Source organism: Streptomyces sp. NBC_00310, assembly GCF_036208085.1.
GTDB lineage: Bacteria > Actinomycetota > Actinomycetes > Streptomycetales > Streptomycetaceae > Streptomyces.
This window is the reverse complement of sequence record NZ_CP130714.1, coordinates 963,792-989,683: the sequence shown is the minus strand read 5'-3', so window position 1 is coordinate 989,683 and position 25,892 is coordinate 963,792. Positions and strand designations below refer to the sequence as shown.

Annotated in this window: 21 protein-coding genes and 9 pseudogenes; 16 read left to right on the top strand and 14 right to left on the bottom strand. The window is 68.0% G+C overall.

Going from position 1 to position 25,892, the window contains the following annotated elements:
• Window positions 1–7: 7 nt before the first annotated feature.
• The 5 genes and pseudogenes from OG202_RS04345 to OG202_RS46370 form a co-directional block, all read left to right on the top strand.
• Window positions 8–259, top strand: a pseudogene (locus OG202_RS04345) (FAD binding domain-containing protein); the annotation flags it as partial.
• 292 nt (window positions 260–551) lie between these two features.
• A pseudogene (locus tag OG202_RS04340) lies at window positions 552–1,420 on the top strand (XdhC family protein); the annotation flags it as partial.
• A 244-nt stretch (window positions 1,421–1,664) separates the two neighbouring features.
• On the top strand, window positions 1,665–2,654 hold the full coding sequence (locus OG202_RS04335) for an aldo/keto reductase (protein ID WP_327731256.1): 990 nt from the start codon (window positions 1,665–1,667) through the stop codon (window positions 2,652–2,654).
• A gap of 555 nt (window positions 2,655–3,209) precedes the next feature.
• Window positions 3,210–3,731: pseudogene (locus OG202_RS46375) on the top strand (recombinase family protein); the annotation flags it as partial.
• A gap of 142 nt (window positions 3,732–3,873) precedes the next feature.
• Window positions 3,874–4,041: pseudogene (locus OG202_RS46370) on the top strand (hypothetical protein); the annotation flags it as partial.
• A gap of 52 nt (window positions 4,042–4,093) precedes the next feature.
• Here the strand turns inward: OG202_RS46370 and OG202_RS04325 are convergent.
• Window positions 4,094–4,480 (bottom strand): DUF302 domain-containing protein, encoded by a 387-nt coding sequence (locus OG202_RS04325; protein WP_327731254.1) that lies wholly within the window; start codon window positions 4,478–4,480, stop codon window positions 4,094–4,096.
• Window positions 4,481–4,886: 406 nt separating this feature from the next.
• On the opposite strand from OG202_RS04325, the gene OG202_RS04320 reads away from it, so the two are divergent.
• Complete coding sequence (locus OG202_RS04320) at window positions 4,887–5,153, top strand: metal-sensitive transcriptional regulator (RefSeq protein ID WP_327731253.1); 267 nt, start codon at window positions 4,887–4,889, stop codon at window positions 5,151–5,153.
• 228 nt (window positions 5,154–5,381) lie between these two features.
• Here the strand turns inward: OG202_RS04320 and OG202_RS04315 are convergent, their stop codons facing one another.
• Window positions 5,382–5,762 carry a hypothetical protein gene (locus tag OG202_RS04315; RefSeq protein ID WP_327731252.1) on the bottom strand — a complete coding sequence of 127 codons (381 nt, stop codon included), beginning with the start codon at window positions 5,760–5,762 and terminating at the stop codon, window positions 5,382–5,384.
• Between OG202_RS04315 and OG202_RS04310 the strand changes: the two genes are divergently transcribed.
• Entirely contained in the window at window positions 5,755–6,078 is a 324-nt protein-coding gene (locus OG202_RS04310) for a cyclophilin-like fold protein (RefSeq protein WP_266567729.1), read from the top strand. The genes OG202_RS04315 and OG202_RS04310 overlap by 8 nt on opposite strands.
• Window positions 6,079–6,096: 18 nt before the next feature.
• Here OG202_RS04310 and OG202_RS04305 read toward each other — a convergent pair whose 3' ends face one another.
• Window positions 6,097–6,720 carry an MmyB family transcriptional regulator gene (locus OG202_RS04305; protein ID WP_443052339.1) on the bottom strand — a complete coding sequence of 208 codons (624 nt, stop codon included), beginning with the start codon at window positions 6,718–6,720 and terminating at the stop codon, window positions 6,097–6,099.
• Window positions 6,721–6,729: 9 nt separating this feature from the next.
• A pseudogene (locus tag OG202_RS04300) lies at window positions 6,730–6,984 on the bottom strand (helix-turn-helix domain-containing protein); the annotation flags it as partial.
• Between the two features lie 242 nt (window positions 6,985–7,226).
• Between OG202_RS04300 and moaA the strand changes: the two are divergent.
• Window positions 7,227–8,163 (top strand): annotated as a pseudogene (gene moaA / locus OG202_RS04295) (GTP 3',8-cyclase MoaA).
• A gap of 897 nt (window positions 8,164–9,060) precedes the next feature.
• Here the strand turns inward: moaA and OG202_RS04290 are convergent.
• Window positions 9,061–10,497 carry an IS1380 family transposase gene (locus OG202_RS04290; protein ID WP_326585952.1) on the bottom strand — a complete coding sequence of 479 codons (1,437 nt, stop codon included), beginning with the start codon at window positions 10,495–10,497 and terminating at the stop codon, window positions 9,061–9,063.
• Between the two features lie 318 nt (window positions 10,498–10,815).
• On the opposite strand from OG202_RS04290, the gene OG202_RS04285 reads away from it, so the two are divergent.
• On the top strand, window positions 10,816–11,286 hold the full coding sequence (locus OG202_RS04285; RefSeq protein ID WP_319073433.1) for a hypothetical protein: 471 nt from the start codon (window positions 10,816–10,818) through the stop codon (window positions 11,284–11,286).
• Here OG202_RS04285 and OG202_RS04280 read toward each other — a convergent pair.
• A complete protein-coding gene (locus OG202_RS04280; RefSeq protein ID WP_326584653.1) occupies window positions 11,258–12,073 on the bottom strand; it encodes an IS5 family transposase in 816 nt (271 codons plus the stop codon). The genes OG202_RS04285 and OG202_RS04280 overlap by 29 nt on opposite strands.
• Window positions 12,074–12,161: 88 nt before the next feature.
• Here OG202_RS04280 and ltrA (OG202_RS04275) point away from each other — a divergent pair, with 88 nt between their 5' ends.
• The 3 genes and pseudogenes from ltrA (OG202_RS04275) (at window position 12,162) to OG202_RS04265 (ending at window position 17,544) form a co-directional block, all read left to right on the top strand.
• Window positions 12,162–13,466 carry a group II intron reverse transcriptase/maturase gene (ltrA, locus tag OG202_RS04275; RefSeq protein ID WP_327731251.1) on the top strand — a complete coding sequence of 435 codons (1,305 nt, stop codon included), beginning with the start codon at window positions 12,162–12,164 and terminating at the stop codon, window positions 13,464–13,466.
• Window positions 13,467–14,327: 861 nt separating this feature from the next.
• Window positions 14,328–16,130 (top strand): group II intron reverse transcriptase/maturase, encoded by a 1,803-nt coding sequence (gene ltrA / locus OG202_RS04270; protein ID WP_328222294.1) that lies wholly within the window; start codon window positions 14,328–14,330, stop codon window positions 16,128–16,130.
• 80 nt (window positions 16,131–16,210) lie between these two features.
• Window positions 16,211–17,544, top strand: a pseudogene (locus tag OG202_RS04265) (IS1380 family transposase).
• Window positions 17,545–17,732: 188 nt separating this feature from the next.
• Here OG202_RS04265 and OG202_RS04260 read toward each other — a convergent pair.
• The 6 genes and pseudogenes from OG202_RS04260 to OG202_RS04235 all read right to left on the bottom strand — a co-directional run.
• A pseudogene (locus OG202_RS04260) lies at window positions 17,733–17,909 on the bottom strand (IS701 family transposase); the annotation flags it as partial.
• 1,134 nt (window positions 17,910–19,043) lie between these two features.
• Window positions 19,044–19,541, bottom strand: coding sequence for a hypothetical protein (locus OG202_RS04255; protein ID WP_328222293.1), 498 nt, complete (start codon window positions 19,539–19,541; stop codon window positions 19,044–19,046).
• Window positions 19,538–20,257 (bottom strand): DUF6152 family protein, encoded by a 720-nt coding sequence (locus tag OG202_RS04250; RefSeq protein ID WP_327731247.1) that lies wholly within the window; start codon window positions 20,255–20,257, stop codon window positions 19,538–19,540. Before OG202_RS04250 ends, OG202_RS04255 begins: the two co-directional genes overlap by 4 nt.
• 432 nt (window positions 20,258–20,689) lie before the next feature.
• A complete protein-coding gene (locus OG202_RS04245; protein WP_327731246.1) occupies window positions 20,690–21,073 on the bottom strand; it encodes an SDR family NAD(P)-dependent oxidoreductase in 384 nt (127 codons plus the stop codon).
• Between the two features lie 267 nt (window positions 21,074–21,340).
• Window positions 21,341–21,682, bottom strand: coding sequence for a DUF4158 domain-containing protein (locus OG202_RS04240; protein ID WP_327731245.1), 342 nt, complete (start codon window positions 21,680–21,682; stop codon window positions 21,341–21,343).
• 157 nt (window positions 21,683–21,839) lie between these two features.
• Complete coding sequence (locus OG202_RS04235) at window positions 21,840–22,025, bottom strand: hypothetical protein (protein WP_327731244.1); 186 nt, start codon at window positions 22,023–22,025, stop codon at window positions 21,840–21,842.
• Between the two features lie 47 nt (window positions 22,026–22,072).
• Between OG202_RS04235 and OG202_RS46365 the strand changes: the two genes are divergently transcribed.
• The 4 genes and pseudogenes from OG202_RS46365 to OG202_RS04220 form a co-directional block, all read left to right on the top strand.
• The gene (locus OG202_RS46365) at window positions 22,073–22,417 is read left to right on the top strand and encodes a transposase (protein ID WP_443052208.1); all 345 of its coding nucleotides are present in this window, start codon (window positions 22,073–22,075) and stop codon (window positions 22,415–22,417) included.
• The gene (locus OG202_RS46360) at window positions 22,414–23,139 is read left to right on the top strand and encodes an IS3 family transposase (protein WP_443052207.1); all 726 of its coding nucleotides are present in this window, start codon (window positions 22,414–22,416) and stop codon (window positions 23,137–23,139) included. Before OG202_RS46365 ends, OG202_RS46360 begins: the two co-directional genes overlap by 4 nt.
• Window positions 23,090–24,508, top strand: a complete 1,419-nt coding sequence (locus OG202_RS04225) for an IS30 family transposase (protein ID WP_443052335.1) — start codon at window positions 23,090–23,092, stop codon at window positions 24,506–24,508. The genes OG202_RS46360 and OG202_RS04225 overlap by 50 nt, the downstream gene beginning before the upstream one ends.
• A 4-nt stretch (window positions 24,509–24,512) precedes the next feature.
• A pseudogene (locus tag OG202_RS04220) lies at window positions 24,513–24,809 on the top strand (integrase core domain-containing protein); the annotation flags it as partial.
• Window positions 24,810–24,830: 21 nt separating this feature from the next.
• On the opposite strand, the gene OG202_RS04215 reads toward OG202_RS04220, so the two are convergent.
• Both OG202_RS04215 and OG202_RS04210 read right to left on the bottom strand, forming a co-directional pair.
• Window positions 24,831–25,217, bottom strand: a complete 387-nt coding sequence (locus OG202_RS04215) for a transposase (RefSeq protein ID WP_327731285.1) — start codon at window positions 25,215–25,217, stop codon at window positions 24,831–24,833.
• On the bottom strand, window positions 25,214–25,828 hold the full coding sequence (locus OG202_RS04210) for a helix-turn-helix domain-containing protein (protein WP_328222292.1): 615 nt from the start codon (window positions 25,826–25,828) through the stop codon (window positions 25,214–25,216). Before OG202_RS04210 ends, OG202_RS04215 begins: the two co-directional genes overlap by 4 nt.
• Window positions 25,829–25,892 lie beyond the last annotated feature (64 nt).

Below are 25,892 nucleotides of genomic sequence, written 5' to 3'. Positions count from 1 at the left end.
GGCCGCCATGCATCCCTTCTCCTACACCCGCGTCTCCGACACCCGTGAGGCCCTCAAGGCCGTTCGCGGCGGCGGGCGTTACATCGCCGGGGGCACCACCCTGGTCGACCTGATGCGCGAAACGGTCGAGCGCCCCAGGGAAGTCGTCGACATCAGCGGGCTCCCTCTGGACGAGGTCACCGCCACCGAACGCGGGGGATTGCGCATCGGTGCCCTGGTGACCATGACCGAAGCCGCCGCCCACCCCAAGGTCCGCACCCAATGCCGACCCGCTCGGCGTCAAGGGCCTCGCCGAGCTCGTGATGATCGGCGTCGCGCCGGCCATCGCCAACGCGGTCTTCAACGCCACCGGCCGCCGTGTGCGCGAACTGCCGATCACCGCCGAGGCACTTCTCTGACCCGTGCACCCGTGCGGTGCAGCCATAGCGTCCGGCAGACGAGCCAGCCACACACCGTCTGCCGGGCCCCGGGCCGCCGCCGTACCCGTCCCCACCGGACGGCGGCCCACCCGACCGGCCCACTCGCGCTCGGGAGAACCCATGCTGAACATCGCCGTCGGCCTGACGTGCGGCGGAGAACTCGACGTCCTGGTGCAGCGCATCGATCCCGCAACGCAGCCCTACCTCACCACCGCCCTCACCGCAGCAGCCGGCGGCCGGGTCGCCGCCGTGGCGCAGGTCGTGGACGGACCCGCGAACCTCCTGGGCGGCCTCCTCGCCCTGAACAGTGACGGCCGCCTCTCCGGCACGGGTCTGGACGCGGACATGAGCCGCACCGTGGCGAAGCAGGCAGCCGCGCTGTTGCGCGGCGGACGCACGGCCCGCAGCACCCTCGGCGGTGACGCCGCCACCTGCCCCGAACGGCTGACCGTACTGGTACATGTTGCTGCCACCCGGCCCCGCCTGCTCATCTTCGGTGCCGTCGACTTCGCCGCCGCCCTCAGCCAGGCGGGCCGCCTCCTTGGCTACCACGTCACCGTCTGCGACGCCCGCCCCGTCTTCGCCACCCCCGCCCGCTTCCCCCACGCGGACGAGATCGTGGTCGAATGGCCTCACCGCTACCTGGAACAGACCACCGTCGACGCCCGCACCGCCATCTGCGTACTCACCCACGACGCCAAGTTCGACATCCCCCTCCTGCGCCAGGCCCTCACCCTGCCCGTCGGCTACGTCGGCTACGTCGGCTACGTCGGCTACGTCGGCGCGATGGGCTCCCGCCGCACCCACGACGAACGCCTGCGCCTCCTGGAGGAGGCCGGGATCACGGCAGAGCAGTTGCCGCGCTCCACTCTCCCATCGGTCTCGACCTCGGAGCACGCACCCCCGAGGAGACGGCCGTGTCCATCACCGCGGAGATCATCGCCCACACCAACAGCGCCAGCGGACTGCCCCTGTCTCAGCGGACCGGCCCCATCCACCGGCCTGCACCGCACCACGGACCCAGCAGCCGACATGCACCGAAGGACGCGGTGACCTCAACCAGTGCCGACCGCGGCCCCACCTCACGGACGGCCAACCGACCGCCGAAGGACAGCGACGCCCCTGGGGTCGCAGTACCGTCCGCCGACGGGAGGCCGCGCGTCCGGATGACGGTGAAATCCTGACAGGCAGGAGTTCACCAGTCGCTTACATATCACCTTGATCCTCACAAGGAAGGCCATAGGCATGCAGTACACACATCTGGGACGTAGTGGCCTGAAGATCAGTCGGCTCGCCCTGGGCACGATGAACTTCGGTGATGCGACGGACGAAGCCACCGCCTTCAAGATCATGGACGATGCCCTGGAGACGGGTATCAACCTGTTCGATACCGCCGATGTCTATGGCGGGCCGCAGAGTCCCGACATGGAGCAGGGCTACGGCCTGTCCGAGGAGATCATCGGCCGGTGGCTTGCCCAGGGCGGCGGGCGCCGCGAACGGATTGTACTGGCGACCAAGGTGTACCAGCCGATGGGCACCGGCCCCAACGACAAGTACCTGTCCGCGTACAAGATCCGCAAGGCAGCGGAGGACAGCCTGCGACGCCTCAAGACTGACCACATTGACCTCTACCAGATGCACCACATCGACCGGTCGACCCCGTGGGAGGAGGTCTGGCAGGCGATGGAGCAGCTGGTACGCGAGGGCAAGGTGACCTACGTCGGCAGCAGCAACTTCGCCGGCTGGCAGATCGCGACCGCGCAGAACGCCGCCGCCTCCCGCAACTTCATGGGCCTGGTGTCCGAGCAGAGCCTGTATAACCTGACCGCCCGCACCATCGAGCTGGAGGTGATTCCGGCGCTGCGGTACTACGGAATCGGTCTGGTCCCATGGAGCCCGCTGGGCGGCGGACTGCTCGGGGGCGTACTGAAGAAGACACAGAGTGGTCGCCGATCCTCACCGCAGATGCAGCAGACCGTCGAACAGCACCGTCCCCAGCTGGAGGCGTACGAGAACCTGTGCGATGAGATCGGCGAACAACCTGCCGACATCGCCCTCGCCTGGCTGCTGCACAACCCGGTCCTCACCGCCACGATCGTCGGCCCCCGCACCCCCGAACAGCTCGCCACCAGCCGGCGCGCCTTGGACATCACCCTGTCACACGAGACACTCGACAAGCTCGACAAGATCTGGCCCGGCCCCGGCGGCGAAGCCCCCGAGGCATACGCCTGGTAAAAGCACACTCCAGTCACGTCACCTTACGTTCGAGGCAACGCGACCCGCTGCGTTTCGGCCTCCGACCCCGCCATTTCACTCGGGGGCGTTCTCCGCCTGACAGAGGTCGAACTGTGCCGCATGCACGACGGCTGATTTTGGGCCGGAAACGTGAAAGTGCTTTCTTGACCTGGGGCGATGAACCTTACTGAGGGGTTCGGGGAGAGCTCTGGGAAGACGCCGACCCGGAACCGGCCGCGTCCACGCTGCACGGCTCATACTTCTCCGACTACATGGCCGGACGCGGCGGCTGCCCCAAAGGGGCGGAACAGGTCGACACCATGGCCCCGCCTTGGCGCATCTATCCACTCCAGCCGGCGCAGTGCGCCGGCCTCATCGCCGATGTTCTCGTCTTCACCGTCACGCTGTCGTCCGACAACTTCGTCGAAGAGCTTCGCAAGCAAGGGCTGGATGCCCAGTGGGTCCTACCGAGCGGAGTCGAGATGGCGCCAGACCAGCCCGTGAAAGGGGGTAGCCGGATGGCAGCCATGGCCTTACTTCACCGATGAGTGCAAGATGTGCTGCGGCGCGCGACCGAATCGGCGCCGGATCATGCCCATAAAACGGTGTCAGAAAGTCAGTGTGCTCAAGAATTTGAGGAGCACCGATTTCTGTATGATCTGGCGGGTGCAGCCACCCCAGGGCGACGACACCGCCGATCTCCTCGCCCCCGTTCCGGCCGTACGGACTGGCGGCCTCGTGGGATACGCCCGCGTGTCCACCAAGGGACAGTTGCTGGACCGGCAGATCCACGCACTCAACGAAGCAGGGTGCATCCGGATCTTCGCCGACAAGAAGTCCGGCAAGAACGCGGAGCGCGAGGAGCTATGGAAGGCCCTCGACTTCCTCCGCGAGGGCGACACCCTCGTCGTCCCGTCGCTGGACCGGCTCGGCCGCTCCATTCAGGACCTCATCGCCATCGTGTCCGGCCTGCGGAAGCGCGGCGTCGGCTTCACCTCGCTGCACGAGGCGCTCGACACGACCACGCCCGACGGACGCCTGGTCTTCCATGTCTTCGCGGCCCTCGCGGAGTTCGTCCGAGAACTCATCGTCCAGGGCACCAACGAGGGCCTGGACGCTGCCCGCGTCCGAGGTGCCCGCCTCGGCCGTCCGCCGGCCATGACCGACGAACAGGTACCTCACGCCCGCGACTCTCGCCCGCACGGAGAACACCGTCACCTCGATCGCGAAGCTCCTCGGGGTCTCCCGCAACACCATCTACAACTACGTGCCCGAACTGAAGGGCGGCCGTCTCGGGCTCGCTGAGTCGACCAATACGGCAGAACTGCCCCGACCCTCTCGCCGGGAGCCAAACGGCCGCGAGGGGGCCGCCCATACCCGGCGATAGTCCACAGCGGTGCGTCAGGTCGCTCCTCGCAAGGCAGGGATCTCACCGGCGGTCAGGCGAGCGAGGCGAGGGCGGCGTCCAGGCGGGCGGCGGCCTCCTGTGCGACGGGTTGCAGGGCGGGCAGACCGGTAAGAGCGACCATTGTGTTCGGGTCCAGGGCCTGGACGAGCGTGTGGTCGCCCTCTCGGCGTACGACGACGTTGCAGGGCAGCAGTAGACCGATGGCGCGGTCGGCTTCGATGGCGCGGTGGGCCAGGGGCGGGTTGCAGGCGCCGAGGATCAGGTAGTCCTCCATGTCGTGGCCGAGCTTGGCCTTGAGGGTGGCTGTGATGTCGATCTCGGTGAGGACGCCGAAGCCCTGGGCGGCGAGGGCTTCGCGTACGGCGTCGACCGTGGTACCGAAGTCACTGGTCAGGCTGACGGTGCGGTCGTAGCTCACGGGTTTCTCCACTGATGGGCAAGCATGCGAATGATGGGCAAGCATGCGAACACACTCAATAATACCCCCCTGGGTATCGTGTACGCTCGTCGCCGCAGAACAAATTACCCCCCGGGGTATGTCAGGAGGTTTCCATGACGAGCGTCGACCAGGCCCCGAAGACCGAAGCCGCACCGCCCCCACCCTCGTCACCCGGCCCGCATCCGACTCGTTCTGCTCCCCGCCCTGCTCCGCCTCACCGGCCGCGCGGCCTGGTGGAGCCCCGCATGGCTGCGCAGGATCCTGCCCGACATCCGTTTCTCCCACGGCTGACCGCCCCCGCCCCGGTGGCCCCGGTCCCGCCGGGGCCCACCGATACCCCAGGGGGTACCATCGGCCGTAAGTAACCCACCCAGAGGAGCCGCCTGTGAAGGTCGACGAGGAAGCCAGCACCGCCGTTCTCAACCGCCTCCGTCGCGCCCAGGGGCAGCTCGCCGGCGTGATCGCCATGATCGAGGCCGGCCGCGACTGCAAGGACGTCGTCACTCAACTCGCCGCGGTTTCCCGGGCCCTGGACCGCGCCGGCTTCAAAATCGTCGCCAGTGGCATGCGCCAGTGCATGACCGCCGCCGACGAGGACGCACCACCGATGAGCGAAGCCGAACTCGAAAAACTCTTCCTCGCCCTCGCCTGACGCACCTGTCGCAGGGGAAGGGTACTTCCTGGGGAGAATCATCCTGGGACAGGAATCTCCCCCAAGGCGTGACCGCACCATGCGATGTGGGATTGCATGAGGGCGAGCCGGGCAGAGGAGCGTGCTGCAGGGATACCGCACGCCGGGGTCCTGCGGTGCGGGGTCCGGAGGTGGGCCGGTCGCGGTACACCTGCTCTCGGCTTTGCACGATTGCCTCGATGGTACCGATCACTCACATGGTGCCCGCACGGCTGATTTGCCGGCCGCGTCGTGTCGGCGCGCTCCCCACTGAGGGGTACTGACAGGGCTTCCCACCTGCGGGAAATTCGCTGCTAGCGTCGACGTCATGACCAGGACCAGTTCTTCCGCACCCGGGCGGCCGCGTCGAGTGCGTCGGGGTTTGGCGCTCTTCCTGCCCATGACCTTCGTGTTCGTCGTGACGGCCTGCAGCAGCGATTCGGAAGGAACGGCTTCACAGAGCGCCACGCCCGCGAGTTCCTCGTCGCCGGGCGATTCCGCCTCCGCTGCGGCCTCCTCCGCGCCGAACCCGAACCAGTCGTCGAGCGACGGGACGCCGATCCGTGTCACCATCGGCGGCACGGTGCTCACGGGCCGGCTCTGGGACAACGCCACCGCTCGGGACCTGATCGACAAGCTCCCGGTCACCGTGGAGTTCAGCGACCACCAGAACATGGAGAAGACGGGGCCGCTACCCGAGGAGCTTTCCACGCAGGGCATGCCCGCGGGAGAAGACCCCAGCCCGGGGGACATCGGCTACTACGCGCCGGGGGGCGACCTGGTCTTCTACTACGGCGATGTGCCCTACTACGACGGCATCCTGAGGATCGGTCAGTTCGACGGCGACATGGACGCGATCGCCGACCAGGAGAATGGCTTCACCGCGAGGGTCGAGCCGGCCGACTGAGCGTCAGCCGTCGAGGGCTCAGGTCCTCACGGTCTCTGCGTCGCTCGCGGAAGCCGGCCTGGATTCGGCGGCCCACCTGCTCAGGTGAGCCAGTCCGGCGGCCGTCGGCGTCGTCGGTCCGGCGCTGTGGACGACGATCGAAAGTCCTTGGTCGGCCTGCACGTCAAGGATCTCGAAGGCAAGGCTGAGGTCTCCCACGACCGGATGACGCAACTGCCGCAGTCCGGTGTGGTGCGCACGCACCTCGTGGTGAGCCCATACTTCGCGGAAGACCGGGCTCTCTGTCCCGAGATCGTCGATCAGAGCGGTGAGCGCCGGGTCGAGCGGGGTGCGTACCGCTTCGGCGCGGAGGGCCGCCGCCGTGATGCGGCAGGCGAGGTTCCAGTTGGGGTAGAACGCCTGGGCGCGGTGGTCCAGGAAAACGAAGCGAGCCAGGTTCGGCGGCTGGTCGGTGCTGTCGAACGGCGTGGCGTACAGTGCTCTCCCGAGTTCGTTCGCCGCGATCAGGTCCTGCCGCGGGTTCTGTGCGACGGCTGGGACGTCCAGCGCGTCAAGGATCCGTTGCACCGATGCCCGGACACGGCGAGCGGGAGCAACTCGGCGCGGAGCGGATGCCGTGTGACCGCGGGCGAGCGCGAACAGATGGTCTTGCTCAGCGGCGGTGAGCCGGAGAGCGCGAGCGAGCGAGTCGAGCACGCTGTCCGACGCGCCCCGGATTCTTCCGCGTTCGAGACGTGTGTAGTAATCGACGCTCATCCCTGCCAGGAGCGCGACCTCTTCGCGGCGCAGTCCGGGAACCCGGCGTTCTCCTCCGAGAACGGTTAGTCCAACCTGCTCGGGCGTGATCCTCGCACGCCTCGTGGTGAGAAAGCCGCGGACTTCGTCCTGCCTGGTCATCGGTTTCGCCCTTCGTAGCGAACGGGCCTGTGCTTCAGTTCATGTGTCTGCCGCGTTGCCCATAGTTGGCGCCCATAGTTATGGGTCACCCAAGTTGGCATTTGTCTTTGTTGCTCGTAAGGGGAGTTTTTCTTCCTGGGAGCAGCGGATCCAGGGAGAAAACTCTCCCCCTCAGCCGTCCTGCTACAGAAAAGCCGATCAGATAACCTGACCGTTCATTTGGGTACATGGCGAGGAGGGAGGGGCCGAACTTGCTGATCGACACCTACGGCCGGGTGGCCACCGACCTGAGGGTCTCGCTGACCGACCGCCGCAATCTGCGCTGCACGTACGGGAAGAGAGCCTGCAGTGACTGGCCAAGCCCGATCTGCTCACCGACGACGAGATCGTCCGCCTGATCGACATAGCCGTCACCTCCCTCGGTATCGAGGAGGTCCGCTTCACCGGCAGCCCCTGCTGCGCCCCGGCCTGGTCGGGATCGTCGAGCGGGTCGCCGCCCTGGAGCCCCGCCCCCAGATGTCGCTGACCACCAACGGCATCGGCCTCAGGCGGACGGCGACGGCCCTGAAGGCGGCGGGCCTGGACCGGGTCAACGTCTCCCTGGACACCCTCCGCCCGGATGTCTTCAAGACCCTCACCCGCCGGGACCGCCACAAGGGCGTCCTGGTGGGCCTGTATGCCGCCCGGGAGGTGGGCCTGACGCCGGTCAAGGTGAACTCGGTCCTGATGCCGGGGCTCAACGAGGACGAGGCCCCGGACCTGCTGGCCTGGGCGGTCGAGCACGACTACGAACTGCGTTTCATCGAGCAGATGCCGCTGGACGCCCAGCACGGTTGGAAGCGCGAGGGCATGATCACGGCCGGGGACATCCTGGCGTCTCTGCGTATCGGCCCCGGCCGAGCGCTGGCTGGTGGACGGCGGCCCGCACCGCGTCGGCGTCATCGCCTCCGTCACCCGCCCGTTCTGCGCGGCCTGCGACCGCACCCGCCTCACGGCCGACGGCCAGGTGCGCACCTGCCTCTTCGCCCGAGAGGAGACCGACCTCCGCGCCGCCCTGCGCTGCGGCGCCCCCGACAAGGAGATAGCCCGCGTCTGGCGCGAGGCGATGTGGGCAAGAAGGCGGGCGCCGCCCTCGACGACCCGACGTTCGTGCAACCACAGCGTCCGATGTCGGCCATCGGTGGCTAGCCTCGCGCTTTCGCGCGCCCAGCAGACTCGGAGGTCTTCGTGATGTAGCTGATCTTGAGTCGTAAGCTCGTTGTCGCCTGCCGGTGGAAGTCCGGTTTGGGTAGCTGCCAGGAGGCCCGGTAGCAGACTGGCGGCGTCGGGGGGAAACGCCCGGCGTCGAAGCCCAGTGTCGAAAGCCCTGCGAGGGGGAGTAAAGCAGCGGTCCGTAGCATCACGCGAAGTCTGCGGCGTCGTTAGAGGCCCGCCTTTCGGGGCGGGGACAGGGAGTGCCGAGCCCCCGAAATCAGGGCGAAGGCCATGGAAGCGGCGAAGATCCTGGAGATGCAGCCGTGAGGGACTCCCCGGCGTATGGGGCATGGAACGTTGCGACGGTGACAACGGGAACTGGGGAGGCCCTCCCCGGCCCGGCGGCCTGCGGATAGGTGCTGCCGGAAGCTGCGCGTCCTATAACCGGGTGATCCCCGGGAAGTGGGCGCGGGCCGGGTGGGCGTCGGAGGCGGCCGTAGTACCGCTATGAGCCGGCGGACAACACAACCGCCGGGCAGGGAAGGGCCGCTGCTTCGTCGATGTGCAGGTTGTCTGGAGGGGCTTGGTGAGTGCCGTTTCGGCTAGTTCCACCACGTCGGGATCCCTGAAGCTGGATCCGGTCCGAGCCTTGCAGCATGCGCTCTACCGGGCGGCCAAGGCCGATCCCGGACGACGGTTTCACGCGCTGGGGGACAAGGTCCACCGCAGGGACGTCCTAACCTCGCCGTTTCGGTTGGTGTGATGAGACGTGGCTGATCGTCAGCTGTCGGCTGAGCGAGTCGTTTTCGGTGCGCGGGCAGGGTGGGGGCCCGGCGCGGTGGTCGGGTTCTCCAGGTCCTTCGGGTCGTGGCGGTCAGGTGGTATTGCTGGTCAGCTGGCCGGGCGGGGCAGCGCGGCCAGGCGATGGAAGGCCATGACCAGCTCGTTTCTCCAGGGCCAGGTGGCTGATATCCGCAGGTGCAGACGGCGGCCGCCGCGGGTGAGGCGTGCGGCGACGTGCAGTAGCCGGTAGCGGAGCTTCTTCGGCTCGGCGGCCGCGAGTTCGCCGTCCAGCAGCAGGACGCGCGTCCAGGCCAGCAGGTCGATCGCGGTGAGGCTGAGTTCGAGCCAGGCGGAGTTGACGTGGAAGTCTCGGGAGGGGAAGCGGCCGAAGCCGGTGTTCTTGCCGCACCGGATGTGGTCCTCGACGGATGCGTGCCCGCGGTGGCGGGCTTCCAGGAACTGGGCGGAGCCGCCACCGGAGTAGGGGGTGTCGGTGAGGAACACCTGATGACGCCGGCCCTCGTCCTGGTCGAACAGGGACAGCTGGGCTCCGGGGTGCGGCCGTTCCCGGCGCACGATGACGCGGGTGCCGTTCGGATAGCCGTCCAGCTCGATCATGCCTGTCAGCTCGGCGACCTCGGCGCCCTCACGCAGGGTTCCGTCCTGGTTCAGGGCGGGATGCCAGAGGCGGTCGGGCATGGTCCCAATGGCGCGGCGGACCGTTCCGGTGATGGCGTATCCGGCCGAGAAGTAGGTGCGGATGCCTCGTTTGTGCAGGTCGCGGACGTGGGCGAGGAAGGCTTTCGCGGATCCGGCGCTGTCGGTGCGGATGAGGATGTCGGTGCCGTGCCGGTGGGCGTCGGGGATCTGGGCGAGTGCCTGGTCGAGCACGGTGATGTGGTCGCTCGCGGTGTTGGCGCCGGCGTTCCCGGGCCGCAGCAGGCCGGCCAGTGCCTCGCCGGTGTTGGCCAGGAAGCACAGCAGCGGGTGGAAGCCGAAGCCGCCCTTATAGGTGGGTGCGGCCTGCGCTTTCTCGGAGTGGCAGGTGATCAGCGTGGCGTCGAGGTCCAGGACCAGCCCGGGCAGTGGGCGTCCCGCGGCCCGGGCTGCGGGGATGCCCTCACCGTGATCGGCGGCCTGCAGCCAGGCGACTTCCCGGGCCTGGGCGCGGGCAGAAGCCAGCGAGGCGAGGGCCGTTTCGTCGACATCGGCGAGCAGCCGCCAGGCCGTCGGTGTCGAGGCGACAGGGCCGAAGACTGCTGCCTGGTCCCGCAGTACGGCAAGGTCTGCGAGGGCCTCGCCGCCATCGGCGAGCATCACCGCCAGGTCGGTGGCGATCCGGCCTGGATCATGTCCTGTCCCGCGCGGCCGAAGCGGCCTGAGCGCGGCGGAGTACGCGGCGGTCAGCCCGGTGGCATCAGCAAGATCCGCCAGTAACCGTGCCCCGGCATGACCGACCACCCCCGAACCATCGGCACTGACCTGAACCTTGGGACGCAACCCGATAGCCTGCACGTAGAAAGTGCCCTCCGCCTGGACCGACAGAACCCCTCAGCAAGGTTCATCGTCCCAGGTCAGGAAGGCACTTTCGTATTTCCGCCTCAACAGCCGTCGTACTCAAGCGAAACGGCGAGGCTAAGGCGCGCGTGGGTGATGGTGCGTCGTAACAATGGCGCGCCGGGCATTGACGCCACCACTCTGGCTGAAGTTGAGGAGTACGGCGTTGACCGTCTCCTTGATGAGACGCCATCCGCTTTCCGAACGTGTTGCGTTGGTCCGGGATGGGTGGGCATGAACTCCGTTTGGTAGCGGGAGAGATGAGCGTGGTTCGTCCGCTCGTCTGGCTCGTGGAGGTGGTGGCTGGTGCCGTCGGTGCTCGGTCTGCTGGAAGCCCGGGAGAAGAGAGTTCGGGAAGAGATCGCGCGGTTGCGGGAGGAGGCCGAGCAGGTGCAGGCCGCGCTCGGTGAGGCGGAAGGAGCCCTTCAGCGGCTGGTGGATGCCCGGGCGACGGTGGCCGAGGTGCTGGCCGAGCCGTCTTCGGCAGTCGCGGAGCCGGTGCGGGGCGCCATGGCGGGTTCACCGGTGCCGCACCGGATCGACGGCATGGCGGCGTCGGTACTCGCGCCGGATTATCAGCAGATCGTGTCGGTGCTGGAGTCGGAGGCGGGCCGAGAGGGGATGCGCTGCCAGCAGCTGGCCGTGGCCCTCGGCCTTCAGGCGGTCCCGGCGAAGGTCGAGGGACTGCGGTCGAAGGCGAAACGCCTGGTGGAGCGAGGGTGGGCCCTCCAGGTGCGGCCGGGGGTGTTCACCGCGCTCGAAGGGCCGGCCGGCTGAAAGCACCTGGGCGGCGTCCGGCCAGGCGGCCGCTCATAAGCATGGTCATCGACCACAGCACCATGGCCTCGTGCATGGCGGGCAGCGTCTCGTAGTCACGCGCCAGACGACGTGAGCGCATCAGCCAGCTCAGCGTTCTTTCCACCACCCACCTGCGGGGCAGCACCACGAACCCGGTGGTGTCGTCGGTGCGTTTGACGATGTCGAGGGTGAGCTGGAGTTTCTCGGCTGCCCAGTCGACCAGGCGCCCGGCATAGCCGCCGTCCGCCCACACCAGGCGGATGGAGAAGTACATCTTCCGAAGCCGCTCGAGCAGGGGGACGGCGGCGTCGCGGTCCTGCACGCTCGCCGCGGTCACAGCCACGGCCAGGACCATGCCGAGGCAGTCCACCACCAGGTGCCGCTTGCGGCCGCCCACCTTCTTCCCGCCGTCCCAGCCGGAGGTGGAGCGCGGGATGTTCGCCGCTGCCCGCACCGACTGTGAGTCCACGATGGCAGCAGTCGGATCCACCGTGCGGCCTTCCTTCTGGCGGACCTTGTCGCGCAGCCGGTCGTGGAGCTCGGCGAGCAGACCCGTGATCTGCCAGCGGCGGGCGAAAGCATGCACCCGCCGATACGGCGGGAAGTCCGCAGGCAGGTTGACCCACTTGACGCCGTTGTCGGCCACATAGCGGACCGCGTCGATCATCTGCCGGTGGCAGAAGCCCTCCGGCCGCCCGCCCCGGCCCTCCAGCCAGGCCGGAACCGGCAGCACTGCCCGGATGACCTGCCACTCCGCCTCCGTCATGTCGGAGGCGTAGCACGCAGTGCGGTCCGGCCGGTCTGCCGCGTTGCCGAACCTGTGCGCGAGGCAGTCACACGACAGGGAAGGCGAGTTGGACTCCACGCACGCGAGCGCGAAAGACTGCGGCAACAGGGCCTCCTGGTGCTTGGTTTGGTTCGCACCCCCGAGCTACCAAGAGGCCCTGCTGTCATGCGCCGACTCTCGCGCGATCACCCGATCAGGAACCCTGTTCGAGCAGGCCAACTCCGTGATCGATAAGCGGATGGCGTCTGAGGTGGCCGCAGAACTGCGGGAAGGCCGCTGGCGGCCGTTGCCCGCGCGCCGGGTGTTCATTCCGAAGCCCGGCGTGGCGGAGCAGAGGCCGTTGTCGATTCCCTCGGTTCGCGACCGGATCGTGCAGGCTGCGTTGAAGATCGTGCTCGAGCCGGTCTTCGAGGCCGACATGCTTGCGTGCTCGTTCGGGTTCAGGCCCAGGCGCGGAGTACACGATGCCCTCCAGGTCCTCGTGGATGAGGCGTGGCGGGGCAGGCATTGGGTGGTGGAGACGGATATCGCCAACTGCTTTGAGGCGATTGATCATGAGAAGTTGATGCAGGCGGTCGAGGAACGCGTCTGCGACCGGTCGGTTCTCAAACTTTTGCGCGCGATGTTGCGGGCCGGGGTCATGGAGGACGGTCAGGTCCGTCGGCCGGTGTCCGGCACTCCCCAGGGCGGGGTTGTCTCCCCGCTGCTGGCCAATGTCTATCTGCACCGGCTGGACCGGGCGTGGTCGACGCGGGATCACGGGGTGCTGGTGCGCTATGCCGACGACGCGGTGGTGATGTGCGCCAGCCGCGAGCAGGCCGAAGCCGCCCTGGAGCGGCTGAAGGGCCTGCTGGCCGAACTCGGCCTGGAGCCGAAGGCGGCCAAGACCAGGATCGTGCACCTGCGGGTTGGCGGCGAGGGGTTCGACTTCCTCGGCTTCCACCATCGGTGGGTGGCGTCCCGGCCGCGCGGCAACCGGCGTCCGGTTGCCTTCCTCGCCCGCTGGCCCTCGGCAAGGGCGATGCAGCACGCCCGCGACCGGATCCGTGAACTCACGGACCGGCGCAGGCTGTTGCGGCCGGTCAAGGTGATTGTGGAGGACGTGAATGCGTTCCTGCGCGGGTGGGCTGCGTATTTCCGGTTCGGGAACTCGGCCCATGTCTTTGACCAGATCGGCTCGTACGCGCGGATGCGGATCGGCGGGTTCCTCGCCAAGAAGCACCGGCGCACCAGGAAGTTCGGCTGGGCGGTGGTTGCCTTCGCCGCCCAGGACTCCCTGGGAGTGATCGACCTGCACGGAACCGTTGTTGCACCCAGACCCTTCCGGGACTGGCGGGGCAGGCCGAATGCCGGTGGTGAACGGCGTCGGTGAGCCGTGTGCGGGAGAACCGCATGCACGGTTCGATGCGGCGGGGGCTGGAAACGGAGCGTACGTACTACGCCACCGCGCCAGCCCCCGACCCTACACGAGGTGGGCTGTCCGACTGGTGATCGCGAAAGCAGAAAGTGCCTCTGACCAGCGAGAATAAGGATTGCTGAGGTCCTTGTTCCCGCCCCTGTCAGAGGCACTTTCCAGGTGAAGGTGCGACACGAGGTCGCGTGTGTTGAGTGGGCTCTTTTGGAGAGGGGGTCGGCGATGGCGTCGGCGACAGAGTAGCCCCGGGTCAGTGTCCGATGACCTGTCCCCACCCGGACATGCGTCGCTGGTAACGGCGGGGTGTGAAGCTCCGGGGGAAAAGCCCAAGTGCCCTCGTTCCACCCGAGGGCAACAGGCAAGGGGAAGACCGGACGGGTGAATAACCGTGAACCCTTGATGACGTCTCGTGAGAGAAAGCCCCGCCGGTGGGAAGCAACAGCGGGGTGCAGGGCAGGCCGCTGGAACGCGGCAGGCGCCGGGCGGATGCTTCACGCCGCCCGGGAGGACACCGCCGCCCCGGGATATAGAGGGCACCCAACCCGGTCGCAGCTCAGGCACACGGAACGTGGAAACCCCGACGGAAGCCGCCCGTCCATACCGGACGGGCGGTGGGCTGACCGTGAGGAAGGCTGATGTTTCCGGCGGGAAAGGACGGCTCAAGAAGCGAAGGCCGGCACGCCGAAAGGCCGGAGGAAACCAAGGCAGCTACGGACGGTGGACTCTCCGCCGCCGCTTTGGCCAACTCGCCGGATACGGACCGATGTCCGAGTCCGAAAGGACGCTGACGTGAGCCGGGTGAGCCTGTGAGGAGGGACGATGACAGCAGCGACAGCACTGAAGGACAAGTTGGACGCCCCGGCCCCGGCCGGGGTGAACGGACCGGAGGGCGGCTTCGTGGACTGGCCCAGCATCGACTGGGACCAGGCGGACAAAGACGTACGCCGTCTGCGCCAACGCATCTTCACGGCATCGAAGGAAGGGGACCTGGCGAAGGTCAGGAACCTGCAGAAGCTGATGCTCCGGAGCCTGAGCAACACGCTGGTCAGCGTGCGGCGGGTGACGGAGATCAACGCCGGACGCAAGACGGCGGGGATCGACGATCAGGTCGTACTCACCGCCTCGGGCAAGTCGGAACTGGTGCGCTTCATCCAGCAGCGCGGCAGTAACTGGCAGGCTCGCGCGGTCCGGCGGGTGTTCATCCCAAAGGCGGGAGGACGCAAGCGGCGCCCGCTCGGCATCCCCGTCATCGTCGACCGGGCTCACCAAGCCCGTGTCTCGGCGGCGCTGGAACCTGAGTGGGAGGCCCGGTTCGAGGCAAGGTCGTACGGCTTTCGCCCGGGCAGGGGCTGCCATGACGCGATCGGGGTCATCTTCAATACGCTCAGCGGCAAGAACCCGCAGCGCGTGTGGATCCTGGACGCGGACCTGGCGGCGGCATTCGACCGCATCGATCACGACCAGCTTCTGGCCGGGCTCGGCACTTTCCCCGCTCGGGGACTGGTCCGGCAATGGCTGAAGGCCGGGGTCGTGGAACGCGGGAGATTCACACCGACCGAGGAGGGGACTCCCCAGGGCGGCGTGATCAGCCCCGTGCTGCTGAATATCGCTCTGCATGGGATGGAGATGGCTGCGGGCGTGCGGTATCACCCTTCGGGCCGACGGGCCGGAGAAATCATGCCGAACGCTCCTGTGCTGGTCAGATACGCTGACGACCTCGTGGCGATATGCCACAGCCGCGCTGCGGCTGAGCAGGTCAAGGCACGGCTTGCCGAGTGGCTCGCGCCCCGGGGGCTGGTCTTCAACGAGGACAAGACGCAAATCGTCCACGCGGAAACCGGCTTCGACTTCCTCGGGTTCAACGTGCGCCGCTACCGCAGCGGCAAGCTACTGATCAAGCCCAGCAAAGCGGCCGTCAAGCGGATCCGGGGCAGACTGCGGGAGGAAATCCGGGCCCTTCGTGGCGCGGAGCCTGCGGCAGTACTGCGGACGCTCAATCCGATCGTTCGCGGATGGGCGGCCTACTACCGGACGGTGGTGTCCAAAGAGGTCTTCGCCTCGCTGGACGCCTACCTATGGCAGCTCACCTACCGGTGGGCGCTGCCCAGGCACCCGAAGAAGCCGAGGCGCTGGATCATGAGGCGGTACTTCGGTCGCTTCAATCCTGCACGTCAGGACAATTGGGTGTTCGGTGACCGCGACAGCGGCGCCTACCTGGTCCGGTTCGCCTGGACGAAAATCATCCGGCATCAGCTGGTCAGGGGTGGGGCGTCCCCGGATGACCCTGCTCTGACCGACTACTGGGCCGACCGCCGTCGCAAGGGCGCCCCGCTGCCGCTGGACCGGGCCACCATGCGTCTACTGAAGATGCAGGCGGGCCGCTGCCATCGGTGCGGGCAACTGCTCCTGCACGCAGACCGGTCCCCGCAGTCCCCAAGGGAGTGGGAGCAGTGGCTCCGCACCACCCGGAAAGCGATCAAGACCCAAAACATCGCTTACCAGGGGACGAAGACGCCGGATGGGGTTCAACTCCGCCTCACCCACGCCTCATGCCGTCAACGCCTATACGTGGACGGCCGCGAGGAAACCCTGCACACCGGAGAGCCTTCGGGGCTTGCTTGAGCCGTATGCGCGGATGACGTGCACGTACGGTTCTGAGGGGGCCGGAGTCCAGCAATGGACTCCGGCTACCCGACCAGCCTATCGGGTCCTATCCCCATGTCCTGTCCGGGATGACGGCCGAGCCGTGGTCTCGCAGGCCGGTTCGGTCCTGCTGGTCGAAACGGTCCGCAAGATCGGCCTCGACCAGGCGATATCCGCAGCCCTGACCCCGTGGCGGAGACCGCGAGCCGTCCACGACCCCGGCAAGATGCTCGTGGACCTCGCACTGGCGGTCGCACTCGGCGGGGACTGCCTCGCCGACATTGCACTGCTGCGGTCCGAGCCGGCCGTGTTCGGGCCAGTCGCCTCCGACCCAACGGTCTCCCGCCTGATCCACACCCTCGCCGCTTCGGGCGAGAAGGCGCTGACCGCGATCCGCACCGCACGTTCCGAAGTACGCAGGCGGGTCTGGGAACTGGCCGACGACCGTGCTCCGGACGTCGGCGCTCAGGTGACCGTGGACCTGGACGGGGTCCTGGTCGTCGCGCACTCGGACAAGCAGGACGCAGCCCCGACCTGGAAGAAGACCTACGGCCACCACCCGCTCATGGGCTTCGTCGACCACGGCCCAGGAGGAACCGGCGAACCTGTCGCAGCCCTCCTTCGGCCCGGCAACGCGGGCTCGAACACGGCCGCCGACCACATCACCGCCGCTCGCCTCGCCCTCGCTCAACTGCCCAAGAAGTACCGACGGGGACGGCGGACGCTGATCCGCTGTGATTCCGCGGGCGGCACCCACGAGTTCGTGGCCTGGCTCGCCCAGCGCGGACGCTGGCTGTCCTACTCGGTCGGCATGATGATCACCGAGACCATCCACGAGCACGTCCTGAAGATCCCGGCATCGGCCTGGACACCCGCGGTCGAGTCGGACGGCGAGATCCGTGACGGGGCCTGGGCCGCCGAACTCACCGGCGACCTGCTCGACGGCTGGCCGCAGGGCATTCGGTTGATCGTCTGCAAAGAACGGCCCCACCCCGGAGCCCAGTTGAGGATCACAGACGCTGACGGCATGCGGATCACCTGCTTCGCCACCAACACACTCAACCGGCCCATCGCCCAACTCGAACTCCGCCACCGGCTGCGGGCCCGCGCGGAGGACCGCATCCGGGCCGCGCGTGCCACCGGACTGCGGAACCTGCCCCTCCACACAACAGCCCAGAACAAGGTCTGGATGGAGATCGTGCAGATCGCGCTCGACCTGCTGGCCTGGATGCCCATGCTCGCCCTGACCGGCCGGGCGAGGCTCTGGGAACCGCGTCGCCTGCGGCTCCGCCTGTTCTCCGCAGCCGGCCAGCTCGTCACCGCCGGTCGGCGCAGGACCGGTGAGATCACCGCCGCACTTGAACGGCTCGCGCTCCTGCCCGACCCCGGCTGACCAGCAACCCACCGTCCCTGCGACAGCATCACCCGCCCGGGGCAGTGGCACCTGGCGCCCACCGGACGCGACAGCCGGGTCACCAACCTGCCCGGCATCAGCTTCCGGAAAGCAAAAGGGTCCACCGACTCCGTCGGCGGACCCTCAAGAAAGATCGAGGCTAGTACTCCAGCTGTAGATCGTGATCTTCATGCCTGGGCGGCTTGTCGCTGGTAGTGGCTTGTCTGGGGTCGGGCCTGGTGGCGGCGTCGCCAGGTGGACCAGCCGAGTCGGTAGGCAGCGGTGTGGACGGGCTGGACGACGAGGGTGATGAACAGGCGCTGGATCTCGTTGCAGGTGAGCGGCGTGAGGCCGTCCGGTGCAGGAAACGTCGCGCCGGTGCGCGCGACGACGCAGCGGCGGCAGGCCCAGCGAAGCACGTGGCCATCGGGGACCGCAGGCAGGTTCGGATGGAGGCCGTCGGCTTGGAGGTCGGAGATCGTGCGGGCCAGGTGTTGTTGGGACTGTCCGCTGAGGATGCAGAGGATATCGAAGGCTGGTGAGCCGGGACGGCACTAGCGTGACGGGGACCGTGGACGGGCCAGGGAGACATGGTTTGCCAGGGCCAGCCGGTCCCAGTAGGACGACTCGCACTCGCCCGGAACCGGCGGCAGGGTGACGGGCAGGGGACGGACAAGCGCCGGGCGGAACACGGGGCAGGGGCGAGGAGCGGCCGTGGCCGGAGGACTCGCTGCTGTGGTCGATGCGGATGCTCTTGATCGTGGTCCGGGTGATGCGTTCGCTGCCATCGAGGATGGAGGAGATGGCAGCGGCTCGGATGAAGTGGGCGAGGCTGCCGATCATGCCGCCGGTGCGCTGGGGAGGTGTTTCGCCATGCTCACCGGGGTTTGGGCTCGTGCCGGTGCAGGCGGAGGGTGCTCTCCATGGACGCGATCAGGGACCTCTACTCGGCGTTGAGAGCAAAGGGACCGGTGCGGACCAGTACGCAGCGGCCGGCGAGCTGCCTGCCGCGGATGTCCAGTTCTCCAAACGAATTCGGCGAGTTTGACGTGTCGAACTGCGGCTTTACGTCGTGAGCATGTGTGTGACGTAGGCGCTGCAAGCCTCCGAGGTCGTCGTCTACGACGCCGCAAGGAAGTCGCCCGGCGCAGAGCGGCTGATCGCCAAGGGCGAAGCCTGCCTGGAGCTGGACCACCACCTGGAGGCCCTGGTGGTCCGCAAGCCCGGCGCTTTCCCCGGCGCGACCGCTCTGGAACAGGCCCGCCCCGCAGGCAGGCTCACCCCCGTCCACGACGGGGGATGTGCGGCGTGTGCCGGGACCGGGACGCGCGGCGCCGGGCCGATCTGCGGCGCCGGACATGCCAGGACTGCGGCACCGTCTTCCAGACCCTGCGCCGGCCGGGAGCTACGGCGACGGGATGTGCCTGGCGTGTGACGAACGCTCCCCGCTGAGCCGTCCGAACCTGAGGGCGGTGCGGTGCGGCGTGCCGCTGTGGCGGTCAGGTGTAGGCCAGGAGCCTCCCCGCGATCGTGACACCCGACCACGACGTGAGGGAGACGACCGCGGCGAGCCGGGCGGCGACAGGCGTCGGCTGGTCCATATCCCAGTCGGCCACGCTGCGGTAGGTCCGCCGATGGAAGATCAGGATGTTCAGACCTGCGAGCAGGATGAGGCCGAGCTTCCACGGAGCACTGCCACGGTCGGCGATGAGGCTCGCGCCGGGCAGGAACATGGCCACGCCGGTGGCTGCCGCGATCACGAAGCCGAGGTGTGACAGGCGGAGCAGGTAGTTGGCCGCGGTCGTCACCCGCAGTGCCCGTCGGCCGAGCCCCAGCAGCCGAAGATCGAATGCTGCGGCCGGCCCTATGAGGAGGGCGATGCCGATGATGTGGACGCTTTCGAGCATCGGGTACAGGTAGGCCGTGCCACGGACGGCCTCGGCGAACCAGCCGTCCTCCAGCCAGGAGAAGACATTGTCCATGACGAGCGCCATCACGCTCGGGGCGAGCGTCGTCGCAGGTAGAAGGCTCCACCTGCGATGACGGCGACCAGTACGCCACCGACCGTGGCCCACACCGCGACCGGTGACGTGCCCTCGGAGTCCGCTGAGGCAGACGGGGAATCCTGGTCGGCGTCGGCGGACGGTGCGTCGCCCTCCGGATACGGCACCGGCAGCGGCGTCGCCGGAAGTTCCTCGTTGAGCACCTGGTTGACAGGTTTCCCCTCTTCGTACCAGAACACGACCGGACGGAACTCGTCGGTGTGACTCCTGCCGACGTAACCGACGGCTTCGATCCGCTCGCCGTCTTCGAGCTCGCGGTCCAGGCCCCACATCCCCGTGAAGCTCGGCGGCGCGATGGTGACCTCCAGCTCCTCGTGAGAACCGCTGTAGGACGGTGCGGCGTTGATCGGGTCGCTGTCGGCGGCGTCCCGCAGTCCCTCAGGCAGATCGCGCTCGGGGGTGTCAGCGGGGAGATCGCTGTCGATGGTCACGTGGAAGTAGGAGTGCGGCTCGCCCCAGCGGACCTGCGAGACGGTACCCGAGATGTAGTAGAGGCGATCGGTATCGAAGTCGTCGAACCCGTGGTGCGCCTGTGCGGCACCCGCCGAAAACATGATGAGCATCGCCGCGGAGACCAGAGACGCTGTCGCCAGCCTGACGCGACGGGCGCCGGTGCGAGCCACGGGTGCGGCGATGGTGATGAAGTGCATACCGAGTCGATCCTTTGGGAGGGCTTGGGGTGTGCCGCAGCCAGTGAACCTCAACAAGCGCCCCGCAAAGGAGGGTCAATTTTCTCCCTGGATGAGGGGTGGTCATGCCGATCAGGGACTTCATGATCAGGCGCCTCAGTGGCGGATGCAGGAGACTGCGCACGCACGGTCCAGGTCAGGGGCCCAGCCCGAGCCCCTCATTGGGAGAGGTGTCATGTGCCCAACATCGTAGAAATCAATGCATTTACGGTCCCCCGAAGAGCAGCGCGAAGAGCTGGAGCAGGGGTTCACATCCCCCGCCGGCGACGTACTTCGGCCAGCGCTACATCAGGGCAAGGGCACGGCCGAGTGAACTACGGGTCCGCCCGTTTCACTCGGGCGTCGTGCGGCGGCGTCTGGGGGCGTGGAGGCGGTTGGGGCGGGCAGGGCTGGTCAGTGGGCATGATCCACAGTTCGCAGCAGGCCCTGGACGGTGACCGTGATCATGCGCTCCCACTCCTTGGGGTCCGCGCCGACGACGGGGCCTAGGAGCATCAGGCCGGCGTTGTTGACCAGAATGTCCAGGCGTCCGACATGGTCGACGGTCTGATGCACCGCTGCCTCGGCCTGCTCGGAGTCGGCAATGTCCGCCGCCACCGCCAGGGCCGAACCTCCAGCCTGAGTGATCTCTGTGGCGAGACCGTCCAGGCGGTCCTTGCGCCGGGCCACCAGCGCCACGGAGGCGCCCTGCTCGGCGAGGAGGCGGGCGGTGGCGGCGCCGATACCGCCGCTCGCGCCCGTGACAAGTGCGACGGTGCCGGTGAGCTTCGAAGTCATGGTCGTCCTGGCTTGTCAGCGTCGTACCGAAGTCCCGGGTGGATGCGTGTGAGGTGTTGGCGGAGGACATAGAGCTGGAGTACGTCAGCGTGTCCGGGTCGCGTGTAGCCACGACCGAGATGGCGTATCCGGAGAAGACCGAGACACCCCACCAAATGCCTGGAGATGACTACATCCCAGCCGGAACAGCAGGCTCGGGGAGTCGTGCTCCATCGAGCGGGCCAGCAGGAACTCGTCCAGCTCCTTGAGCGCGATCGCTTTCGCGGGCTACCACGACAGGTACTCGGCAATCTCCCGCAGGTGGTCCGTGCGGGTCTGCTCGCGCTCTCCGCAGCCCGCCAGGTCGGCGACGGCGAGCTCGAGCTGCCTCGCCAGACGCCCCACCGCCGCGGGCGGCGCGGAGGGGATGTCGTCGGGAACGAACCCCAGCCAGGGCAGATTCGAGAGCTGGGCGGCGGCGCCGCGTACGTTCTGGGCCCGGCGGAACTTGCCGAGGAACGCCTGATCGGCCGAGGTGAGCGTGAAGTGGCGGGTCATCTCGTCCTTGCCGGTCGCAGGGAAGGACCATAAACCTTCCAGCTCCTCATCAGAAAACACCCGCGTCGCCATCGGCCCCTCCTGCCCCATTCGATCAGCACAGTCGGGCACCACCGATACCCGGCCGCGCGGCGCGGGCAGACGAAAACCCCCGAACTGGCCTCGCCAGGACGGGGTTGCTCTACCGTCCTGCGCTCGTAACGCGAACTGGTCCCTACTGCTTCGTTCCTCAAAGGACGTACACATATCGGCGGCGTAAGCGCCGTGTGGGCGGTGCGGGTCTGCCCCAGATCCAGGGGCGGGCGCGGGCGTTGAGCTGGGCTGTGGCCACTTCGGTGGCGTGGGTGATGTGGTCGCGGTCGCCGAAGGAGCGTCCGGCCAGGGCGGTCGGGGCCTCCCCCTGGGTGGTGGACACGCTGATACTGGATCTGCTTGATCCGGAGGAAGCGAGAAGACCCGCCGATGGCGATGAAGGACTACTCGGACGAGTTCAAGGCCGATGCCGTGGCCCTGTACGAGTCCACACCCGGGGCGACGTACAAGAGCGTCGCCGCTGACCTGGGCGTCAACCGGGCGACCCTGCGTGAGTGGGTGCTGCGTGAGCGCGAACGCCGTGGCGTCAGCGCCGCGGCTGCGAAGCCGGCCGCCCGGCCTCGGGAGGCGGCGGCGTCCGCTGATCCGCACGAGCGGGTGCGGCAGCTGGAGGCGCGGGTGGCCGAGCTCGAGGCGAGTGAGCGCAAGCTCGCCACCGAGCGGGACATCCTCCGCAAGGCGGCCAAGTATTTCGCCGGGGAGACGAACTGGTGAGGACCCGCTTCCAGTTCGTTGACGACCACCGGGACACCTACGAGGTGAAGCGGCTCTGCCAGGTCCTGGACGTGAACCGGTCCAGCTACTACAAGTGGCTCGCCGGCGCCGAGGCCCGGGCCGCCCGGCAGCGGCAGGACCGGGTCCTGGCCGAGGAGATCCGCGAGGTCCACGGCGAGTCCGGCGGAGCCTACGGCTCCCCGCGAGTGACCGCCGAGCTCCGCGGGAAAGGGCGGCGGGTCAACGAAAAGCGGGTCGCCCGGATCATGCGGGCGTTCTCCATCACCGGAATCCGCCTGCGCAGACGCGTGCGCACCACCGTCCCGGACCCGGCCACCTCACCGGTCCCGGACCTGTTCCAGCGGGACTTCACCGCCACCGAGCCGGGGCGCAAATACATGGGCGACATCACGTATCTCCCGCTGGCAGGCGGGGAGTTCCTCTATCTCGCGACCGTGCTGGACTGCTTCAGCCGCAAGGTCGTCGGCTGGTCCATCGCCGACCACATGCGCACCAGTCTGGTCGCCGACGCACTGCGGATGGCGGCCTCGACCCGAGGTGGCCTGGACGGTGCCGTGTTCCACTCCGACCATGGGGCCCAGGGTGGATTCAACTGGTCGTCGCAACACTTTGATCTCGGAGGTGTGCGACGTGGCCACGGCGGACTGGAGTTTGAAGACCAGCGATGTTCCGGAGGGTCGGCGTCGGCAGTGGCGCGCTGATCGTGCGTTGCGGCCGGCGATGCGTTCGCCGGGGCGGCCTGATCCGTCTCGAGTCGTGCAGCGCCAGTTCTGGCGGCTGATCGCCACGGGGGTCACGACGGTGGAGGCGTCGTTGGCGGTCGGCGTGTCGTGGCCGGTGGGTGCGAGGTGGTTTCGTCACGCTGGCGGCATGCCTCCGATCTCGTTGGCCGAGCCCACGGGCCGGTACCTCGCGTTCGAGGAGCGCGAGGAGATCGCGATCCTCAGGGCGATGAACAAGGGCGTGCGCGAGATCGCCCGCGCCCTGGGGCGTGACCCCGGAACGATCTCTCGCGAACTGCGCCGCAACGCCGCCACGCGCGGCGGCAAGCAGGAGTACCGCGCGACGGTCGCCCAGTGGAAAGCACAGCAGGCCGCCAAGCGCCCGAGGACCGCGAAGCTCACAGGCAACGACAGGTTGCGTGAGTACGTGCAGGACCGGCTCGTCGGCAGTGTCCGCCGCCCCGACAACACGATCGTCGCCGGGCCCAGGACGCCCGCATGGAAAGGGCTGAACAAGCCGCACCGGCAGGACAGACGATGGGCGACGGCATGGAGCCCGGAGCAGATTTCGCACCGTCTCCATGTCGACTTCCCCGATGATGAGTCCATGCGCATCAGCCACGAAGCGATCTACCAGGCGCTGTTCATCGAGGGCCGTGGCGCGCTCAAGCGGGAACTGGTCACGTGTCTGCGCACCGGCCGGGCGCTGCGGACTCCCCGTGCACGGTCACAGAACAAACCGCAGGGGCATGTCACCGCGGACGTCATCCTCAGCGAACGCCCCGCCGAGGCCGCAGACCGCGCGGTCCCCGGACACTGGGAAGGCGATTTGATCATCGGGACGGGTCGCTCCGCGATCGGCACGCTGGTCGAGCGCAGCAGCCGCTCCACGCTCCTGGTGCACCTGCCCCGGCTCGAGGGCTGGGGCGAGAATCCGCCCGTGAAGAACGGCACCTCACTCGGGGGCTATGGCGCGATCGCGATGAACGCGGCGCTCACGACGTCGATGACGCAGCTGCCCGAGCAGCTACGCAAAACCCTCACCTGGGACCGCGGAAAGGAACTCTCCGGCCACGCCCAGTTCGCCATCGATACCGGGACGAAGGTGTTCTTCGCCGATCCCCACTCACCCTGGCAACGACCGACGAACGAGAACACGAACGGGCTGCTGCGTCAGTACTTCCCGAAGGGCACCGATCTGTCCCGGTGGTCGTCCACGGACCTCGAAGCCGTCGCCATGGCGATCAACAACCGGCCCCGCAAGACCCTCGGCTGGCGGACACCCGCCGAGGTCTTCGAAGAGCAGCTACGCTCGCTGCAACAGCCCGGTGTTGCAACGACTGGTTGAACTCGCCCAGTACGGCTCCCGGTCCTTCGCCGGCCTCTGCGACCAGCTCGGGGTGACCCGGTCGATGGGTGCGGTCGGCACCAGCGCGGACAACGCGGCCTGCGAGAGTTTCCACGCGTCCCTGAAACGCGAGACTCTCCAGGGCGCTCGCGACTACGGCGACGCCGGCACCTGCAGAAAGACGGTATTTGCCTGGCTGACCCGCTACAACACCCGCCGCCGGCACTCCGCCAACGGCCACATCAGCCCCAACGAATACGAACGCCGACACCACACCGCTAAACTCACGCTCGCGGCGTGATCAATAACCGCGTGCCCACCTTCACGGGGGAAGGCCCGTCTTGCGGAAGATGCGCCACCAGCCCTCTTGGAGGTTGAGCCAGCAGGCGCCGACCGGGATGAACACGTGCCTGATGCGGGGGTGGTCCTCGAGCCAGGTCCGGGTGGACACGCTGTTGTGCGAGGACAGGTTGTCGGTGATCACATAGATGTCCCCGATGGGGTTGGCGTCCTCGACCAGCTGAAGGAACTGCTGGTAGAAGGCGCTGTTGCGGGAGGTGGCGGTCATCGTGAGTTCCTGGCCGTCGCGGACGCGTAAGGCGCCGTAGACCCAGGTTTTCTCCGGTCCGCGGGAGTAGTCGATCTCGTTCTTGATGCGGTGTCCGTCCGGTGACCAGCCCGGTGCCGGCGGGAAGGAGCGTGGGATCACCGGGCCGAGCTCGTCGGCGCAGACGACCGTCGCGCCGGCGGGCGGGCTGGTGTAGAGCTCGACGATCCGCGTCCTTTTCCCTCAAAGTCCGCATCTCTCGAGCGCGTCCACGAGCGCGTGCGCCGCCAACGCACGCCCTCGGCCACCAGGATGCGGCGAACCTGGGAGCGGCTGACCTCGATTCCCAGGCCCCGGGCCGCGGCAGCCAGTGCGTCCAAGGTCCACTCCGAGGGTCCCGACTCGTCCGCGGCCCACATCTCGTTCGACGGCTGCACCTCAAGCCGGCCGGGCGGAGTCTGCTTGACCATCGCGATGATCCGGGAGCGTTCGGCCTCGGTGATCCTTCGCTTGCGGCCCTGCCCGCCCAGATCCTCCAGGCCCTCAAGCCCCAAGCGGTTGAAGCGGTGCAGCCAGCGACGCACCGTCTTCTGAGACGCCATCCGCTTATCGATCACGGAGTTGGCCTGCTCGAACAGGGTTCCTGATCGGGTGATCGCGCGAGAGTCGGCGCATGACAGCAGGGCCTCTTGGTAGCTCGGGGGTGCGAACCAAACCAAGCACCAGGAGGCCCTGTTGCCGCAGTCTTTCGCGCTCGCGTGCGTGGAGTCCAACTCGCCTTCCCTGTCGTGTGACTGCCTCGCGCACAGGTTCGGCAACGCGGCAGACCGGCCGGAC

Excerpts from the sequence above, each read along its gene's own strand:
- OG202_RS04280 (WP_326584653.1), bottom strand. The coding sequence starts at position 12,073 with ATGACGGAGGCGGAGTGGCAGGTCATCCGGGCAGTGCTGCCGGTTCCG.
- OG202_RS46365 (WP_443052208.1), top strand. The coding sequence starts at position 22,073 with ATGGCGATGAAGGACTACTCGGACGAGTTCAAGGCCGATGCCGTGGCC.
- OG202_RS04250 (WP_327731247.1), bottom strand. The coding sequence starts at position 20,257 with ATGCACTTCATCACCATCGCCGCACCCGTGGCTCGCACCGGCGCCCGT.
- OG202_RS04335 (WP_327731256.1), top strand. The coding sequence starts at position 1,665 with ATGCAGTACACACATCTGGGACGTAGTGGCCTGAAGATCAGTCGGCTC.
- ltrA (WP_328222294.1), top strand. The coding sequence starts at position 14,328 with ATGACAGCAGCGACAGCACTGAAGGACAAGTTGGACGCCCCGGCCCCG.
- OG202_RS04240 (WP_327731245.1), bottom strand. The coding sequence starts at position 21,682 with ATGGCGACGCGGGTGTTTTCTGATGAGGAGCTGGAAGGTTTATGGTCC.
- OG202_RS04245 (WP_327731246.1), bottom strand. The coding sequence starts at position 21,073 with ATGACTTCGAAGCTCACCGGCACCGTCGCACTTGTCACGGGCGCGAGC.